Source organism: Ornithinicoccus hortensis, assembly GCF_006716185.1.
In the GTDB taxonomy this organism is placed as follows: domain Bacteria; phylum Actinomycetota; class Actinomycetes; order Actinomycetales; family Dermatophilaceae; genus Ornithinicoccus; species Ornithinicoccus hortensis.
Genome location: NZ_VFOP01000001.1, coordinates 205,690 through 222,128, shown reverse-complemented (window position 1 = coordinate 222,128; position 16,439 = coordinate 205,690). Strand labels below are relative to the sequence as shown.

The following is a 16,439-nucleotide window of genomic DNA, read 5'->3' as shown; positions in this document are numbered from 1 at the left end:
GTGGGTTGGTGCTCGGTCACCCGGTGAGTATGTCGTCTCCCCCGGACAGCGGAGCCCGCGCGGCCACCGCCCGGGGCCGGTCGTGACGGCCCGTGTGTCCACAGGCCCCTGTGGACGGGGTGTGGAGAACCCTGCGGAAACGGTGGGTAACTCCCGGGTTTCTGGGGAGAAACCTGTGCACGAAGAAATCTCTGAAAATAGTTCTGCCAGACCCCTTGTGCAGCCCCGCGCGACCACGTAGAAATCTCTTATCGCCTTCCCGCAAGGGAAGGGGAAACCTCCCTCGGAGACGAGGATCCGCGAGCGGACTCCGGTCCGCACGCCCCGAGCAGACTTCGGTCTGCGAGGACCGGCGGGCTTGCCCGCAGGTTTGACCCGGAGGGCTTCGGCCCGAAGGACCGGCCCGGTGACGGGGACGGTGGATCCACCCGGACCGGGAGAGGCAGATCGGCGGCGTCACCTCCACCGATCGCACCGAAGGGCCCTCGGCACTCATACTGCCGAGGGCCCTTCACCTATCTCCGGCCGGCCAGCGTGTCCAACAGCCGTGCGACCGGCGAGGGCCGCCTGGTCCGGGTCCGCCAGAGACCGCGTGGGCGGACGGGTATGCCGTCCGGTTGCCCGCCGCGGGGGGAGGCCAGGCTCCGGTGGAGTTCCTCCAGCCGCCGGTCACTCAACCCGTTGGTCGTGGGACCGCCGGGACGGAGCGTGCGCAGGTCATGGTCGAGGTCGTGCGTCATCGGTGTCCCTCCGGGGCGTCGATCAGGCCCAACCGGGTCAGGCTGAGCCGGGCGAAGTCGCCCAGGTCCAGGTCCGGGTCGCCCAGCTCGGCGCGGCCGAACCACCGGACCTCGGTGGTCTCGTCGTGGTCCGGTCGCGGCTCACCGCCGACGATGCGGGCATCGAAGACGGTGCTGACGTAGGAGGTCCGGTCGCCGTTGGGGTAGGTGCGTCGGAAGCCCGGGCCCCCGAGCACGTCGCGGATGCCGGTGAGCTCGACCTCGATGCCGGCCTCCTCCCGCGCCTCCCGGACGGCCGAGTCGCGGGGGTCCTCGTCGATCTCGACCGCCCCACCGACCGTGCCCCACCGCCCGTCGTCGGTCTGTCGGACCAGCAGGATCCGGCCCGCATCGTCCTGCGGCAGCACAGCCACGGACGGGATCAGCAGCAGATCGTGGCCCACGTGCTCGCGGAGCCGTCGGATGTAGGGGGAGACCGGCATACCGCCCATCCTGCCTCCCGACGTGTGGGCGGGCGCGGCGAAAGGCCTTGACAAATGGTCGGGATATACCGACCATACGGTAATGACCGACCATGATTCCGCTGCGGACCCCGACATCCCGGACACCCTGCCGCTGGAGGACCCCGCGCAGTACCGGGCGTTGTTCGAGGACACCCGGCTGCAGATCGTCGCCCTGCTCCGGGAGCGTGCGGCGACGACCTCCGAGCTCGCCGCGGCCCTCGACAAGCCGAAGGGCACCGTCGGCCACCACCTGAAGGTGCTGGAGGAGGCCGGCCTCGTCCGGGTCGTGCGCCGGGTCAGGGTGCGGGCCCTGGAGGCCAAGTACTACGGGCGCACCGCCCGCACCTTCCTCTACTCCCGGGTCGGTGAGGCGACCGAGGTGGAGCAGCAGGTCCTGGCCGACGCGGCGGCGGACCTGGCGGCGCTGCCCGCCGACACCGAGGTCTTCACCGCCAACACCCGGCAGGCCCGGATCCCGGCGGCCCGGGCGGCCGAGTGGCTGCACCGGCTCAACGACCTCCTGGTGGAGTTCGCCGACCAGCCGCGCGAGGGGGAGCAGACCTACTCGATGGTGGTGGCGATCTATCCGACCGACCGGCCCAGGCTGCCGGAGACGACCGACTCGGACCCGTCGTGAGTGCCGCTGCGTCGGGCGGGGCGGGCGGGGCGGGGCCCGGACTCGGCCGCAACTACTGGAAGGTCTTCACCGCCTCCCTGTGCACCAACCTGGGCGACGGGCTGATGAGCGTGGCCGTGGTGTGGCTCGCCTCCTCGCTCACCCGGGAGGCCACGCTGATCGCGCTGGTCGGGTTGGCCTCCCGGCTGCCGTGGCTGCTCTTCTCGCTGCCGGCCGGGGTGATCACCGACCGCTACGACCGGCGCCTGCTGGTCGCCTTCATGGACATCGCCCGGCTGGTCGTGATCGGGGCCCTCGGGGTGGGTGTCCTGCTCCACCAGTCCGGGCTGCCCACCCCGGAGGAGCTCGCGGCCGGCGCCGAGCCCCCGGACACCGCCGGGCTCCTGCTCGGACTGCTCTGCGTGGCCTCGCTGCTCATCGGCTTCGCCGAGGTGGTCCGCGACAACGCCGCCCAGACGCTGATGCCCTCGGTCGTCGACAAGGCCCAGCTGGAGAAGGCGAACGGGCGGCTCTGGGGCGCCGAGATGACGATGAACAGCTTCGTCGGTCCACCCCTGGGCGGGGTCGTCATCGCGGTCGCACTCGCGCTGCCCTTCTTCGTCAACGTCGGGATGCTGGCCGTCTCGGTTGCGCTGTTGCTGGCGCTGACCGGCAACTTCATGCCGAAGGGGCAGACCACCAGCGGGCGGATCAACTGGCGCCGCGAGATCGGCGAGGGCTTCCGCTGGCTGTGGGACCACCACCTGCTGCGGGCGCTGGCGGTCCTACTCGGCGCGATGAACATGCTCAGCTCGATGGTCTTCATCCTCATCGTGCTGTTCGCCCAGGAGATCCTCGGGCTCTTCGAGGGCTGGCAGTTCGGTCTCGTCCTCACCGGCACGGCGGCCGGCGCGGTCCTCGGCTCGCTGTTGGCCGACCGGGTCGCCCAGCGGTTGACACCGGGCACCGCGCTCTTCGTCGCGATCATCGGGTCGGGTGCCGTGACGGCGGCGATGGGGCTGCTCAGCTGGGCACCGGCGTTCTGGGCGGTCGGGGTCGTCGGCGGCTTCTTCATGGTGCTGTGGAACGTCATCACCGTCTCGTTGCGCCAGCGGATCATCCCCGACCACCTGCTCGGCCGGGTCAACTCGGTCTACCGCTTCTTCGGCTGGGGCACGATCTCGATCGGCACCCTGCTCGGGGGCGTGCTGGTCAGCCTCGGCGAGCCGCTGCTGGGCCGGGAGTGGGCGCTGCGGACGCCGTTCCTGCTCGCCGGCGCCGTGCACCTGCTCCTGCTGGCCTTTGCGCTGCCCCGGATCAACACGGCACGGATCGCGGCGGCGACAGCCGCGGCCGAGCAGGCGGAGGCGCGGCAGGGTCGGGCCGGTGTCGACCCGCAGGAGGCGGACCTGCCGGGTCCCCTGGGTTCGTGAGGGCGTCTCATATGTGAGACAGAATGCTGGATGATTGGGTATGCCGGGGGGCCGGGAAGCGGTGGAATGTGACCATGACGCAGACCACCTCCCCAGCCCCCGTCACCGTGACCACCGGCCCGCTGTCGCCGGCGGACGTCGTCGCGGTCGCCCGCCACGGCGCGCCGGTGGAGATCGCCCCCGACGCGCAGGAGGGGATCGCCGCCAGCCGGGCGGTCATCGAGTCGCTGGCCGAGGACACCGTGGCGCACTACGGCATCTCGACCGGCTTCGGGGCGCTGGCCACCAGGCACATCCCCCGGGAGATGCGCGCCCAGCTGCAGCGCAGCCTGGTCCGCAGCCACGCGGCCGGCAGCGGGCCGGAGGTGGAGACCGAGGTCGTCCGCGCGACCATGCTGCTGCGCCTGTCCACCCTGGCGACCGGGCGCACCGGGGTGAAGCTGGACACCGCGCAGGCCTACGCCGCACTGCTCAACGCGGGGATCACCCCCGTGGTGCACGAGTACGGCTCGCTCGGCTGCTCCGGTGACCTGGCGCCGTTGGCGCACTGCGCCCTGGCCGTGATGGGGGAGGGCACGGTCCGGGACACCGACGGCGTGCTGATGGACGCGGCCGACGCGCTGTCCGCCGCCGGCATCGAGCCGGTCGTGCTCGCCGAGAAGGAGGGGCTGGCACTCATCAACGGCACCGACGGGATGCTCGGCATGCTGCTGCTGGCGCTGCACGACCTGGACACCCTGCTGGCGACGGCCGACATCGCGGCCGCGATGAGCGTCGAGGGCCAGCTGGGCACCGACGACGTCTTCGCCGCCGACCTGCAGGCGCTGCGCCCGCACCCCGGCCAGGCGCTCTCCGCGGAGAACCTGCGGGCGGTGATGGCCGGCAGCCCGATCCGGGACAGCCACCGGGACCCCGAGGCCTGCACCCGGGTGCAGGACGCCTACTCGCTGCGCTGCAGCCCGCAGGTGCACGGGGCGGCCCGCGACACGATGGCCCACGCGCTGACCGTCGCCGGGCACGAGCTGGCGGCCGCGGTGGACAACCCGGTCGTCACCCCCGACGGCCGGGTGGAGTCCAACGGCAACTTCCACGGGGCCCCGGTGGCCTACGTGCTGGACTTCCTGGCGATCGTGGCCGCCGACGTCGCCAGCATCTCCGAGCGGCGCACCGACCGGTTCCTCGACGTGGCCCGCAACCACGGGCTGAACCCGTTCCTGGCCGACGACCCCGGCGTCGACTCCGGCCACATGATCGCCCAGTACACCCAGGCCGCGATCGTCTCCGAGATGAAGCGGCTGGCCGCCCCGGCGAGCGTCGACTCGATCCCGTCCTCGGCGATGCAGGAGGACCACGTCTCGATGGGCTGGTCCGCCGCCCGCAAGCTGCGCCGCAGCGTCGACGGACTCACCCGGGTGCTGGCGGTCGAGGTGCTGACCGCGGCCCGCGCCCTGGAGCTGCGCGCCCCGCTGGAGCCCGCCCCTGCGTCCGGCGCCGTCGTCCGGCTGCTCCGCGCGGGCGGCGACGGGAGCGACCCCGTCCCCGGGCCGGGCCCGGACCGGTTCCTGGCCCCCGAGATCGCGACCGTGACCGACCTGGTCGCCAGTGGCCGGGTCCGCCGCGCCGCCGAGGCCGTCACCGGCCCGCTGCACTGACCCGCTGCTCCGACCCGACCACCACGCACGTCCCCGAGCACGACATACCGACGAAGGAGTCACCATGGAAGGCGCCCGCCCCGTCCGCGCACCCCGCGGCACCACCCTGACCGCGCGCAGCTGGGCCACCGAGGCCCCGCTCCGGATGCTGATGAACAACCTGGACCCCGAGGTGGCCGAGCGGCCCGACGACCTGGTGGTCTACGGCGGCACCGGCCGCGCCGCGCGGGACTGGAAGTCCTTCGACGCCATGGTCCGCACACTGACCACGCTGCGCGAGGACGAGACGATGCTGGTCCAGTCCGGGCGCCCGGTCGGGGTCTTCCAGACCCACGAGTGGGCGCCGCGGGTGCTCATCGCCAACTCCAACCTGGTGCCGGACTGGGCCACCTGGCCGGAGTTCCGGCGCCTGGAGCAGCTCGGGTTGACCATGTACGGCCAGATGACGGCCGGCTCGTGGATCTACATCGGGACGCAGGGCATCCTGCAGGGCACCTACGAGACGTTCGCCGCCATCGCGGCCAAGAAGTTCCACGACACCCTCGCCGGGACGCTGACCCTGACCGGCGGGTGCGGTGGCATGGGCGGTGCCCAGCCGCTGGCGGTCACCCTCAACGGCGGCGTGTGCCTGATCGTCGACGTCGACGAGTCCCGGCTGCGCCGCCGGGTCAAGAGCCGCTACCTGGACGAGGTCGCGGACTCCCTCGACGCGGGCGTCGCGCGCGCCCTGGCCGCCAAGGAGGCGCGGGAGGCGGTCTCGATCGGTGTCGTCGGCAACGCCGCGGAGGTCTTCCCCGAGCTGCTGCGCCGCGGGGCGCCGATCGACATCGTCACCGACCAGACCTCGGCCCACGACCCCCTGTCCTACCTGCCCGAGGGGGTCGCGCTGCAGGACTGGCACGACCTCGCCGAGAAGAAGCCGGAGGAGTTCACCGACCGGGCTCAGGCGTCGATGGCCAAGCACGTCGAGGCGATGGTCGGCTTCCTGGACGGCGGCGCCGAGGTCTTCGACTACGGCAACAGCATCCGCGACGAGGCGCGCAAGGGCGGGTTCGAGCGGGCCTTCGAGTTCCCCGGCTTCGTGCCGGCCTACATCCGGCCGCTGTTCTGCGAGGGCAAGGGCCCGTTCCGGTGGGCCGCCCTGTCCGGCTCGGAGCGGGACATCTACGCCACCGACCAGGCCGTGATGGACCTGTTCCCGGACAACGACCACCTGCAGAAGTGGCTGCGCGGAGCCCGCGACAAGGTCGCCTTCGAGGGGCTGCCGGCGCGGATCTGCTGGCTGGGCTACGGCGAGCGGGACAAGGCCGGGGTGAAGTTCAACGACATGGTCGCCGCCGGTGCGGTCGAGGCGCCCATCGTGATCGGCCGCGACCACCTGGACTGCGGGTCGGTCGCCAGCCCCTACCGGGAGACCGAGTCGATGGCCGACGGCTCCGACGCGATCGCCGACTGGCCGCTGCTCAACGCCCTGGTCAACACCTCCTCCGGCGCCTCCTGGGTGTCCCTGCACCACGGCGGTGGTGTCGGCATCGGCCGCTCGATGCACGCGGGTCAGGTGTCGCTGGCCGACGGGACCGACCTGGCCCGGCAGAAGCTGGAGCGGGTGCTCACCAATGACCCGGGCATGGGCGTGATCCGGCACGTGGACGCCGGGTATGCCGAGGCGGAGGAGGTCGCGCAGGAGCGGTCCGTGCGGGTCCCGATGCGGGAGGACTGAGATACGGACGGCACGCCCGGGCGCCGGTGCGCCGCCCCCCACCCGGGCAGGCTTGCCGTACGGTCCATTCTCTGACACGGTCTTGTGGCCCGTTTAACCGTCCTACCGGAGGAGCCGACGTGTCGATCACCCAATCTGGCCGCGAGACCCCCCGCGGGTCTGTGCCCGAAGATCCCGAAGACCTCCTGATGAACAAGGGGCCAGGGGGTATCCACCCTGGCGTCTTCTGGCCCTCGCTCGCGGTGCTCGGCCTCGCCTGTGTGTTCGCGATCGGGTTTCCTGATGCGACCGGCGAGGCGCTGGGCTCGATCCAGAAGAACGTGGTCGGGACCTTCGGCTGGTACTACGTGCTCGCCGTGGTCACCTTCGTCGGGTTCGCCCTGTGGATGGGGCTGAGCCGCTTCGGCGACATCAAGTTGGGCAAGGAGGACGAGGAACCTGAGTTCGGAGTCCTCTCCTGGTTTGCGATGTTGTTCGCAGCGGGCATGGGAATCGGGCTGGTCTTCTGGGGCGCCGCCGAGCCACTGACGTTCTTCGCCACCGACGTGAAACCGGGCATGACCGGTGAAGGACCTGAACTGGCCCAGAAGGCGATGGCACAGGTGTTCCTGCACTGGGGCTTCCACGCCTGGGCGATCTACGTGGTGGTCGGTCTGGGCCTCGCCTATGCTATCCACCGCAGGGGCCGGCCGGCCTCCATCCGCTGGGCGCTCGAACCGATTCTGGGCGATCGCGTCCGAGGTTGGTTAGGCGATGTCATCGACACGATCGCGGTCGTCGGCACGGTTGCCGGCATTGCGACCTCACTCGGGCTCGGCGTGCAGCAGATCTCTACCGGCCTCGTGCACCTGGGCATCTTCGACGAGGTCAGCGACACCTTGCTGGTGGGCGCGATCATCATCATCACGATCATGGCCACGGCGTCCGTGGTCAGTGGCGTCGGCCGCGGCATCCAGTGGTTGTCGAACATCAACCTGATCCTTGCGGCCCTGTTCCTGATCGCCATCCTCGCCCTTGGACCCACCCTCTTTCTGCTTCGCGAGTGGATCCAGAACATCGGTGTGTACTTCCAGAACGTCCTCCCTCTGACGTTCAGTACCAACGCCTTCAGCGGGGAGGCCGGGCAGATCTGGCAGGGTGCCTGGACCACGTTCTACTGGGGTTGGTGGATCTCCTGGGCGCCCTTCGTCGGGGTGTTCATCGCCCGTATCTCCCGCGGACGGACGGTCCGTCAGTTTGTGGCAGGAGTGCTCCTGGTCCCGACGTCGGTGACCTTCCTGTGGTTCTCGGTGCTCGGGGGAGCCGCGTTCTACCGGCAGATCTTCGGTGAGGCCGACCTGGTCGGGACCGACGACGAGGGGAATCCCGTGTTGGTGGCCGAACAGGTGCTGTTCGACCTGCTCGAGGGGCTGCCCGCCTCTGCGCTGCTGTCCGGCATCGCCATCGTGTTGGTCACCATCTTCTTCATCACCTCCTCCGACTCCGGATCCCTGGTGGTGGACATGCTCGCCTCCGGCGGTGATCCCGAGCCCCCGACCTGGAGCAGGATCCTGTGGGCGGGAATCGAGGGGCTGGTCGCGATCGGCCTCCTGCTCGCCGGCGGCCTGACCGCGCTGCAGACCGGAGCGATCCTCACGGCTCTGCCGTTCAGCGTGATCATGCTGGCGATGTGCGCGGCCACCTATCGGGCTCTCAGCGCCGAGCACGCTGCCATGCGGCGTGCCGCCAGGAGACAGGCGGCGGCCGAGATGGCCAGGGAGGTGGGATCGGACGTCACGGAACAACTCACGGACCACTTCGACGAGCACTTCGGCGACCCGGTCGAGGCCAAGGTGGAGGAGCACGTCCCGAGGGTGCTGTCCCAGATCGCCGCCGACAAGGGTGGGCCGGGCGTGTTCCCGGGGGAGTCGCGTCCCCCGGAGTGACAGGTCTCAGCCGAGTTCGATCCGGCCCTCGGCGGTGTTCAGCGTGGCGGACAACCGCCGCGGGCCGGACTCGAGCCGCACCGGTGCGCCGGTGCGCAGCCGCATCGCCTTGAGCCCAGCGGTCACCGCCGCCAGGTCCGGGTGGAACACGTTGAGGGTGACCAGTTCGACGAGCGGGAGCCCCTCGGTCGGGTGGGGCGTCTCGCCCCAGTCGATGAGGAACGGCAGGATGCCGTCCAGACCGCCCTCGGTGGGGGTGACCCGCCAGGTCAGCGTCTCGCCGTCGGGCCGCACCCGGCTCATCGGGACGGCAGCACGGGGGTCGTAGCCGGAGCGGCGCGCGGCGGCGAGCAGGTCGTCCATCTCGTGCGTGCGCACCGACCACCCGACCAGTCGGGGGGCGGTGAGCCGGTCGATCCCGAACGGTCGCGGCCGTTCCGGCTCCGGCTGGTCGGGATCGGGGGCCACCAGTTCCAGGTAGCGCATCCCCCCGAGCCCGAGCAGGGCGTTGCGGGTCCCCAGCCCGACGTGCGGGCCGCCGTCCACGGGCGCGACGCCGGTGCGTCCGGTGACGTGGTCCACGAGTTCCGCCAGGTCGGGACCGGCCAGGACGAGGTGGTCGATCCGTGTCTGCATCCCGACAAAATACGCTAGCCGGCGCCGTGCGGCCTCATGGCTGACCCGCACCTGAGACCGACGTCACGTCCGCCACCCGCGCGTCGAGGGCCTCCAGCGTCTCCGCGGCCGGCACGGTCAGGCCGACCCCGTGCGCCCCGCCCCCGAGCGAGATGGTCCGGCCCGGCGGCTCGAGCAGGCTGGCGTCGGCGACCACCGGCCAGGCGGTCGTCGAGCCGAACGGGGTGATGGTGCCCCGTTCGTAGCCGGTGCCCGCCAGCGCCGCGGCGGCATCCGGCATGGACACCCGGTTCACCCCGAGCAGCGCGCGCAGCTTGGGCCAGGAGATCTCCCGGTCCCCGGGGACCAGGACGAACAGGTAGTCGTCCGCGGCCCGCCGCACCACGAGGGTCTTGACCAGGTCCCGCGGTTCCACCCCGCGGGCGGCGGCCGCCTCCTCTAGGCTGCTCACCCTCCCGTGGCGGGTGACGGCATACGGGATCCCGGACGCCTCGACCGCGGCGACCGCGCGCTCTTCGCTCATCCGCCCAGGGTGCCATGCGGCGCGGGTCGGGACTCTTCCGGTGCGGGGCACCCACGCCTAGGGTCGGGGTGTGAGCACCGAGACGAGCAGCGCGGCCTTCGACCGGATGTGGACCGACCTCGAGCCGGTAGGCAGGGCCGGGTCCGGGGGATACCGACGGTTCGCCTGGACCCGGGAGGACCACACGCTGCGGGAGTGGTTCGCCGGGGAGTGCGCGGCCCGCGGGCTGGACCTGGTCGAGGACCGGATGGGCAACCAGTGGGCCTGGTGGGGCGATCCGGACGCGGCGCCCAGACAGGGGATCGCGATCGGCTCGCACCTGGACTCGGTGCCGGACGGCGGGGCCTACGACGGACCGCTCGGGGTGGTCTCGGCGCTGGCCGTGGTCGACGCGCTGCGCGCGCAGGGGCGCTCGCCAGGCCGGCCGCTCGCGGTCGTCAACTTCGTGGACGAGGAGGGTGCCCGGTTCGGCGTGGCCTGCGCCGGGTCCCGGGTGATCACCGGCGCGATGACCCGCGAGCGGGCGCTGGGGCTCACCGATGCCGACGGCACCTCGATGGCCGAGGCGCTGCGGGCGGCCGGCCGCGACCCCGAGGGGATCGGGCCCGACCCGGAGACGCTGCGCCGGGTCGGAGCCTTCGTCGAGCTGCACGTCGAGCAGGGGCGCGGCCTGGTCGACCTGGACCTGCCGGTGGCCGTGGCCAGCGACATCTGGCCGCACGGCCGGTGGCGGTTCGACTTCCCCGGGGAGGCCAACCACGCCGGCACCACCCGGTTGGAGGACCGCCGCGACGCGATGCTGGGCTACGCCGACCTGGTGCTCACCGCCCGTCACGTCGCGACCCAGCAGGGCTGCGTCGCCACCGTCGGGAAGGTCGCCGTCGAGCCGGGTGGGGTCAATGCCATCCCGAGCCACGTGACGGGCTGGTTGGACAGCCGCGGTGCCGACCCCGAGGCGGTGCGGGCCACCGTGGCCGAACTGACCGCCCGGGCCGCCGACTTCGGGGCGACCGTCACGGAGGAGTCCTGGACGCCCTCGACCGCCTTCGACACCGCCCTGTCCGACCGGCTGCGCCACACCCTGGGCAGCGCCACCGAGCTGAGCGTCCCGGTGCTCGGCACCGGCGCGGGCCACGACGCCGGGATCCTGGCCACCGCCGGGGTGCCCTCGGCGATGCTCTTCGTCCGCAACCCCACGGGCGTCTCGCACAGCCCTGCCGAGCACGCCGAGCGGGACGACTGCCACGCCGGCGTCGAGGCGCTCACCGCGTGCGTGGCCGACCTGGTCGGTGGCGCACCGGATGCGGGATCATGACGGGATGAACGCCGACGCGCCCCGCCCCCGCTACCGCGACCCGGCGATCGGCCACGAACGCTGGCACGCGGCATACGCCCACCTGCCGGACGGGCTGGCCCGTGACGTGCTGCTGGTGGTGGACGACGGGCGGTTCACCCGGGTCCAGCCCGGCGTACCGGCGGCGCAGGCCGCGGTGGACGGTGCCGAGCGCCTCCCGGGGGTCGTGGTCCCGGGCCTGGCGAACTGCCACAGCCACGCCTTCCACCGGGCGCTGCGGGGGCGCACGCACGACGGCGGCGGCACCTTCTGGACCTGGCGGGAGGGGATGTATGCCGTGTCCGCGCGGCTGGACCCGGACTCCTACCTCGAACTCGCCCGGGGTGTCTACGCCGAGATTGCCCTCTCCGGGGTCACCGCGGTCGGGGAGTTCCACTACCTGCACCACGGCCCCGACGGCGTCCGCTACGACGAGGCCAACGCGATGGGCGCCGCCCTGGTCGAGGCGGCCGGCCAGGCCGGGATCCGTCTCACCTTGCTGGACACCTGCTACCTGGCCGGCGGGTTGACCCCGGAGGGCCACAACCCGTTGGCGGGCCCGCAGTTGCGGTTCGGCGACGGGGACGTGGACGCCTGGGCGCAGCGCGTCGGTGCCCTGCGGGACCACACCGACGGAGGTGCCGCCCACCTGCGGGTCGGGGCGGCCATCCACTCGGTGCGTGCCGTGCCGCGCGGGGCCCTCGGCACGGTCGCGGGCTTCACGTCGGGCCGGAGCCACGCGGGCGACGGCGGCGCACCACTGCACGTCCACCTGTCCGAGCAGCCGGCGGAGAACGAGTCGTGCCGGGCGGCCTACGGGATGACACCCACGGCGCTCCTCGGTGCGGAGGGGGTGCTCGGCCCGAACCTGTCCGCGGTGCACGCGACCCACCTCACCGCCCAGGACATCGCGGACCTCGGGGACGCCCGGGCGACCGCCTGCTTCTGCCCGACGACCGAACGGGACCTGGCCGACGGCATCGGCCCGGCGCGGGCGCTGCTGGACGCCGGTGCGGCGCTGTCCCTCGGCTCCGACCAGCACGCCGTCATCGACCTGATCGAGGAGGCCCGCGCGCTGGAGATGCACGAGCGGCTGGACACCCTGCAGCGCGGCCGGTTCACCCCGGGGCAGTTGCTCACGGCGGCCACCGCGCACGGCTCGATCGGCTGGCCCGACGCCGGCCGGATCGAGGTGGGCGCCCGTGCCGACCTGGTGGCGGTGCGGCTCGATTCCGTCCGCACCGCCGGCACCGACCCCGGGCAGATCCTGCTCGCGGCCACCGCCGCTGACGTCGACACCGTGGTGGTCGACGGGCAGACCATCGTCTCGGAGGGCCGGCACCGGCTGGAGGGCACCAGCACCCTCGGCTCACAGTTGGCCGCTGCGATCGCACCGCTGTGGGAGTGAGTAGTGGGGAGTGGGTTGTGGGGGAGTGAGTCCCGGGCCGGCGGAGCCCCCCACCGTCACTGGTAGAACGCTCGGGGCACTGGTAGCACGTGAGAACGTTCCACCAGTGCCCCTACCGTGCTACCAGTGGGAGGAGCCGGCGACTGGGAGCACGGTGGGACGGAGCGCGGGCGTCTCGGAGCGCGCTGGGATGGTGCGCGCACCGGGGAGCCGTGGCTCGTGGCGTGCGCCGACCTAGGCTGTGGGGACCATGAGCGATCCAACTGTGCCCGACCAGACGCTGACCGACGCCGCGGCGGCACGGCTGCCCCGGATGCTGGCGGACCTGCAGCGCCTGATCGAGGTCGAGACGCCCTCCGACGACCTGGCGGCAGTCGCCCGCGGCGCCGAGGAGGTGGCCGACCTCGTGGAAGAGCGCCTCGGGCAGCGACCGGAGACGATCGTCGTCCAAGGATGCACCCACCTGCGCCTGGATCTCGGACCCGGGCCCCGCAAGGTGGTGGTCCTCTGCCACCAGGACACGGTGTGGCCGCACGGCACGCTGGAGCGGCTGCCGTTCCGGGCCGACGACGGGGTGGTCCGCGGGCCGGGGAGCTTCGACATGCTGACCGGGCTGGTGATGGGGATCCACGCGGTGGCCTTGCTCGCCGAAGATCGCCGGGACGGCATCAGCCTCCTGGTCACCGGTGACGAGGAGATCGGGTCGACGAGCTCCCGGGACCTGATCCTGGAGACGGCGGCCGGCACCGCCGGCGTGCTGGTCCTGGAGGCCTCCGCCCCCGGCGGCGCGCTCAAGGTCGGCCGCAAGGGCGGCGGGATCTACACCCTGCGGGTCACCGGGCGCGCGGCCCACGCCGGACTGGAGCCGGAGAAGGGGATCAGCGCGCTGTTGGAGCTGGCGGCCCAGCTGCCGGCGATCACCGGCCTGGCCGACCCGGCAGCCGGCACCTCGGTCACGCCCACCCGGTTCTCCGGCGGCACCACGACGAACACCGTCCCCGGCGAGGCCACCGTCGCGATCGACACCCGGGCCCGGACGATGGCCGAGCTGGAACGCGTCGACGCCGGGCTGCGGGCGCTGCGCCCGACCCTGGACGGTGCCGGGCTCAGCCTGGAGGGTGGCATCAACCGACCGCCGCTGGAGCGCCCCCTGGCCGAGGGTCTGCTCGCCACGTATGCCCGGGTCACCCGCGAGCTGGACCTGCCCGTCCCGGACGCGGTCGAGGTGGGCGGCTGCTCCGACGGCAACTTCACCGCCGGGGCGGGCGTGCCCACCCTCGACGGGCTGGGCGCCGTCGGCGACGGCGCCCACGCCGAGCACGAGCACGCCGTCATCGCGCAGATCGCGCCCCGCACTGCGGTGCTGGCCGGGCTGTTGGCCGAGCTGCTCCAGACCTCCGACTGACGGCCCGCCCGGCGCCGCGTGGCCGGCAAGGACGCCCGGTCGTTGCCCGGCCTGGAAGACTGGCCCCATGGCCATCCTCGTCACCGGCATCAGCGAACTCATCACCTGCGACCCGACGCTGGAGGGCGCCGACCACAGCGAGGGCCTGGGCCTGCTCCGGGACGCCGCGATCGTGGTCGGTGCACAGTACGAGGACGCCCCCACGACAGTGCACTGGGTGGGGCCGGCGAACCGGGCGCCCGAGGCGGACTGGGCGATCGACCTAGGGGGCAAGGCGGTGCTCCCGGGGTTCGTGGACAGCCACTCCCACCTGGTCTTCGCGGGCGACCGGTCCGCCGAGTTCGCCGCCCGGATGACCGGGACGCCCTACGACGGCGGGGGTATCGCGACGACCATGGAGGCGACCAGGACCGCCGACGACTCGACGCTGCGCACGCTGATCGGGGCCCGGGTCGAGGAGATGCGCCGGCAGGGCACCACCACCGTGGAGATCAAGAGCGGCTACGGGCTCACCGTCGAGGACGAGGTCCGGGCGCTGCGGCTGGCCGGGGAGGTCACCGAGGAGACGACCTACCTGGGCGGGCACGTGGTGCCACCGGAGCACCGGGGCGACCGGTCGGCATACGTCGACCTCGTGGCGGGGGACATGCTGACGGCGGCCGCGCCGCACGCCAAGTGGATCGACGTGTTCTGCGAGCCGGCCAGCCCGCACGCGTTCACCGGTGAGGAGGCCCGGCACATCCTCACCGCCGGGCGCGCGGCCGGACTGGGGCTGCGGGTGCACGGCAACCAGCTCGACCACGGTCCGGGCGTGCAGCTGGCCGTGGAGCTGGGGGCCGCGAGCGTCGACCACTGCACGTTCCTGTCGGACGAGGACCTCGCCGCGCTCGCCGACGGGGACACGGTCGCGACCCTGCTGCCGGGGGTGGAGTTCTCCACCCGGTCGCCCTACCCGGACGGGCGCCGGCTGATCGACGCCGGCGTGCAGGTGGCGTTGGCGACCGACTGCAACCCGGGCACCTGCTACTCCTCCTCGATGCCGCTGATGATGGCGCTCGCGGTCCGCGAGATGGGGATGACCCCGGCGGAGGCGGTGCGGGCCGCGACGGTGGTCGCCGCGACCTCACTGGCGCGCGAAGACATCGGCGTCGTGCGGCACGGCGCGCTGGCGGAGCTGGCCGTGCTGGACGCCCCGAGCTACCTGCACATCCCCTACCGGGTCGGCGTGCCGATCGCGCACACCCTCCAGGTCTAGGTCGCGCCGAGCGGACCGCAAAGTGCCAGGATTCGGCGACCTGGCGTGCACAACCGGTCCATTCGGGAGGTATGCGGACCGGTCACCGGCCGACGCAGCCGGGCCTCAGCTGGGGGACCAGCGGACCTCGTGGGCGTCGGCGTCCGGCTCGACGTAGCGCACCAGGGCCTCGGCCGTCTCCTCCAGGGCCGCACGGTCGGTGGTGGACACGGCACCGAACGGCTGCAGCTCCAGCACCGCCCGGCCCTTCTTGGTGGTGACCGTCCAGAGGCCGGCCACGAAACCGTCCACCAGGAAGGACGGCAGGAAGTCCCCGTTCTTCTTGGCCACCGCGGCCCGGTGCTCCGACGGCAGGATCCGGTCGCGTTCCGCATAGGCGATCAGGGCGCTGTCCCACCGGGCCAGGAAGCGTGGCGGGGCGGGGCCGTCGTCGGCGGGCTCCAGCCCGACCAGGTCGAGCAGGTCGCGGCCGTCCTCGCCCCGGTGGTGCACCAACCGGTCGTCGAGGGCGTCCAGCGCGGCCCGGACCGCGCCCTTGCGGGACTGGCCGCTCCACTTCATGAGGTCCTCGAGGGAGGCGGGGCCGTAGGCCGCGAGATTGCGCTCGACGGTCCCCTGGAGCGCGTCCTCGGGGGAGGGGTCGGCGAACTCGCCCAGCCAGCACCGGGCGTCGACGAGCCGGGCGCGGTCGTGCCGGTGCCAGTGGCCGCCCGGGGGGACGTGGACCAGGCCGCCGCCCGCCGTGCCGAGCTGGAACCAGGCGTTGCGCACGCCGTCCGGGATCGAGCCGGCGGCATCGACGCCGGCGTGCTCCCGGTCGAGGTGGTCGGCGATCTCGGGACCGGTGCGCGGTGCGGAGCAGAAGGCGCGGACCTCCGCGTTGAGCCCCAGGAGGTCGACCTCGGCCCGGCGCGCGCTCGGTCCCCAGGTGGCTAGCCGGGAGACGGCCGAGGCCCGGTTGAGATCCGGGTATGCCGAGGCCGCGACGATGTGCAGGGTGCTGCGGACCAGCGTGGCCTTGACGACGGACCGGTCGGTGAGGGCGTCGTCGAGGTCGGTCAGCCGGTGCCCGGCGCGGCGGGACCACAGCGCGATGTGCGGTGGGTCGGCGTGCTGCGCCTGGAGCCCGGCCAGCCGGTCGACCACCTCCGCGACCGTCCCGGAGAAGGGCTCCAGCAGGCCCTGCCGCTGCAGGGTCGACCGGTTCAGGACCCGCAGGGACAGGAGTTCGGTCACCCGCTCGACGCTAGCATCCACCGGTTGGCGACCCTCCGGACTTGTGGCTAGGTT

At 72.7% G+C, this 16,439-nt stretch carries 13 protein-coding genes; 9 read left to right on the top strand and 4 right to left on the bottom strand.

Features of this window, described 5'->3' with window-relative positions; genetic code table 11:
• Nucleotides 1-736: 736 nt before the first annotated feature.
• Nucleotides 737-1,222: an NUDIX domain-containing protein gene (locus tag FB467_RS00940; RefSeq protein WP_170230507.1), complete on the bottom strand. Its 486-nt coding sequence runs from the start codon at nt 1,220-1,222 to the stop codon at nt 737-739.
• An 82-nt stretch (nt 1,223-1,304) separates the two neighbouring features.
• Between FB467_RS00940 and FB467_RS00935 the strand changes: the two genes are divergently transcribed.
• From FB467_RS00935 to FB467_RS00915, 5 genes are all read left to right on the top strand, one after another.
• On the top strand, nt 1,305-1,880 hold the full coding sequence (locus FB467_RS00935) for an ArsR/SmtB family transcription factor (protein WP_141783420.1): 576 nt from the start codon (nt 1,305-1,307) through the stop codon (nt 1,878-1,880).
• Nucleotides 1,877-3,292 (top strand): MFS transporter, encoded by a 1,416-nt coding sequence (locus tag FB467_RS00930; protein ID WP_211350517.1) that lies wholly within the window; start codon nt 1,877-1,879, stop codon nt 3,290-3,292. Before FB467_RS00935 ends, FB467_RS00930 begins: the two co-directional genes overlap by 4 nt.
• A 74-nt stretch (nt 3,293-3,366) precedes the next feature.
• A complete protein-coding gene (hutH, locus tag FB467_RS00925; RefSeq protein WP_141783419.1) occupies nt 3,367-4,944 on the top strand; it encodes a histidine ammonia-lyase in 1,578 nt (525 codons plus the stop codon).
• Nucleotides 4,945-5,008: 64 nt separating this feature from the next.
• Nucleotides 5,009-6,664, top strand: coding sequence for a urocanate hydratase (gene hutU / locus FB467_RS00920; protein ID WP_141783418.1), 1,656 nt, complete (start codon nt 5,009-5,011; stop codon nt 6,662-6,664).
• A gap of 119 nt (nt 6,665-6,783) precedes the next feature.
• A complete protein-coding gene (locus FB467_RS00915; protein ID WP_425325817.1) occupies nt 6,784-8,589 on the top strand; it encodes a BCCT family transporter in 1,806 nt (601 codons plus the stop codon).
• A gap of 6 nt (nt 8,590-8,595) precedes the next feature.
• On the opposite strand, the gene FB467_RS00910 is transcribed toward FB467_RS00915, so the two are convergent.
• Nucleotides 8,596-9,225 carry a VOC family protein gene (locus FB467_RS00910; protein WP_141783417.1) on the bottom strand — a complete coding sequence of 210 codons (630 nt, stop codon included), beginning with the start codon at nt 9,223-9,225 and terminating at the stop codon, nt 8,596-8,598.
• Between the two features lie 34 nt (nt 9,226-9,259).
• On the bottom strand, nt 9,260-9,748 hold the full coding sequence (locus FB467_RS00905) for an aminoacyl-tRNA deacylase (protein WP_141783416.1): 489 nt from the start codon (nt 9,746-9,748) through the stop codon (nt 9,260-9,262).
• A 70-nt stretch (nt 9,749-9,818) separates the two neighbouring features.
• On the opposite strand from FB467_RS00905, the gene FB467_RS00900 reads away from it, so the two are divergent.
• The 4 genes from FB467_RS00900 to hutI all read left to right on the top strand — a co-directional run bounded on the left by FB467_RS00900 (nt 9,819) and on the right by hutI (nt 15,149).
• Nucleotides 9,819-11,063: an allantoate amidohydrolase gene (locus FB467_RS00900; RefSeq protein ID WP_267128618.1), complete on the top strand. Its 1,245-nt coding sequence runs from the start codon at nt 9,819-9,821 to the stop codon at nt 11,061-11,063.
• A gap of 4 nt (nt 11,064-11,067) precedes the next feature.
• A complete protein-coding gene (locus tag FB467_RS00895) occupies nt 11,068-12,489 on the top strand; it encodes a formimidoylglutamate deiminase (RefSeq protein ID WP_194288334.1) in 1,422 nt (473 codons plus the stop codon).
• Nucleotides 12,490-12,739: 250 nt separating this feature from the next.
• A complete protein-coding gene (locus FB467_RS00890) occupies nt 12,740-13,894 on the top strand; it encodes a M20 family metallopeptidase (protein WP_141783415.1) in 1,155 nt (384 codons plus the stop codon).
• A gap of 67 nt (nt 13,895-13,961) precedes the next feature.
• On the top strand, nt 13,962-15,149 hold the full coding sequence (gene hutI / locus FB467_RS00885; protein WP_141783414.1) for an imidazolonepropionase: 1,188 nt from the start codon (nt 13,962-13,964) through the stop codon (nt 15,147-15,149).
• 105 nt (nt 15,150-15,254) lie between these two features.
• On the opposite strand, the gene FB467_RS18375 is transcribed toward hutI, so the two are convergent.
• A complete protein-coding gene (locus tag FB467_RS18375; RefSeq protein ID WP_170230505.1) occupies nt 15,255-16,385 on the bottom strand; it encodes a winged helix DNA-binding domain-containing protein in 1,131 nt (376 codons plus the stop codon).
• Nucleotides 16,386-16,439: the final 54 nt, after the last annotated feature.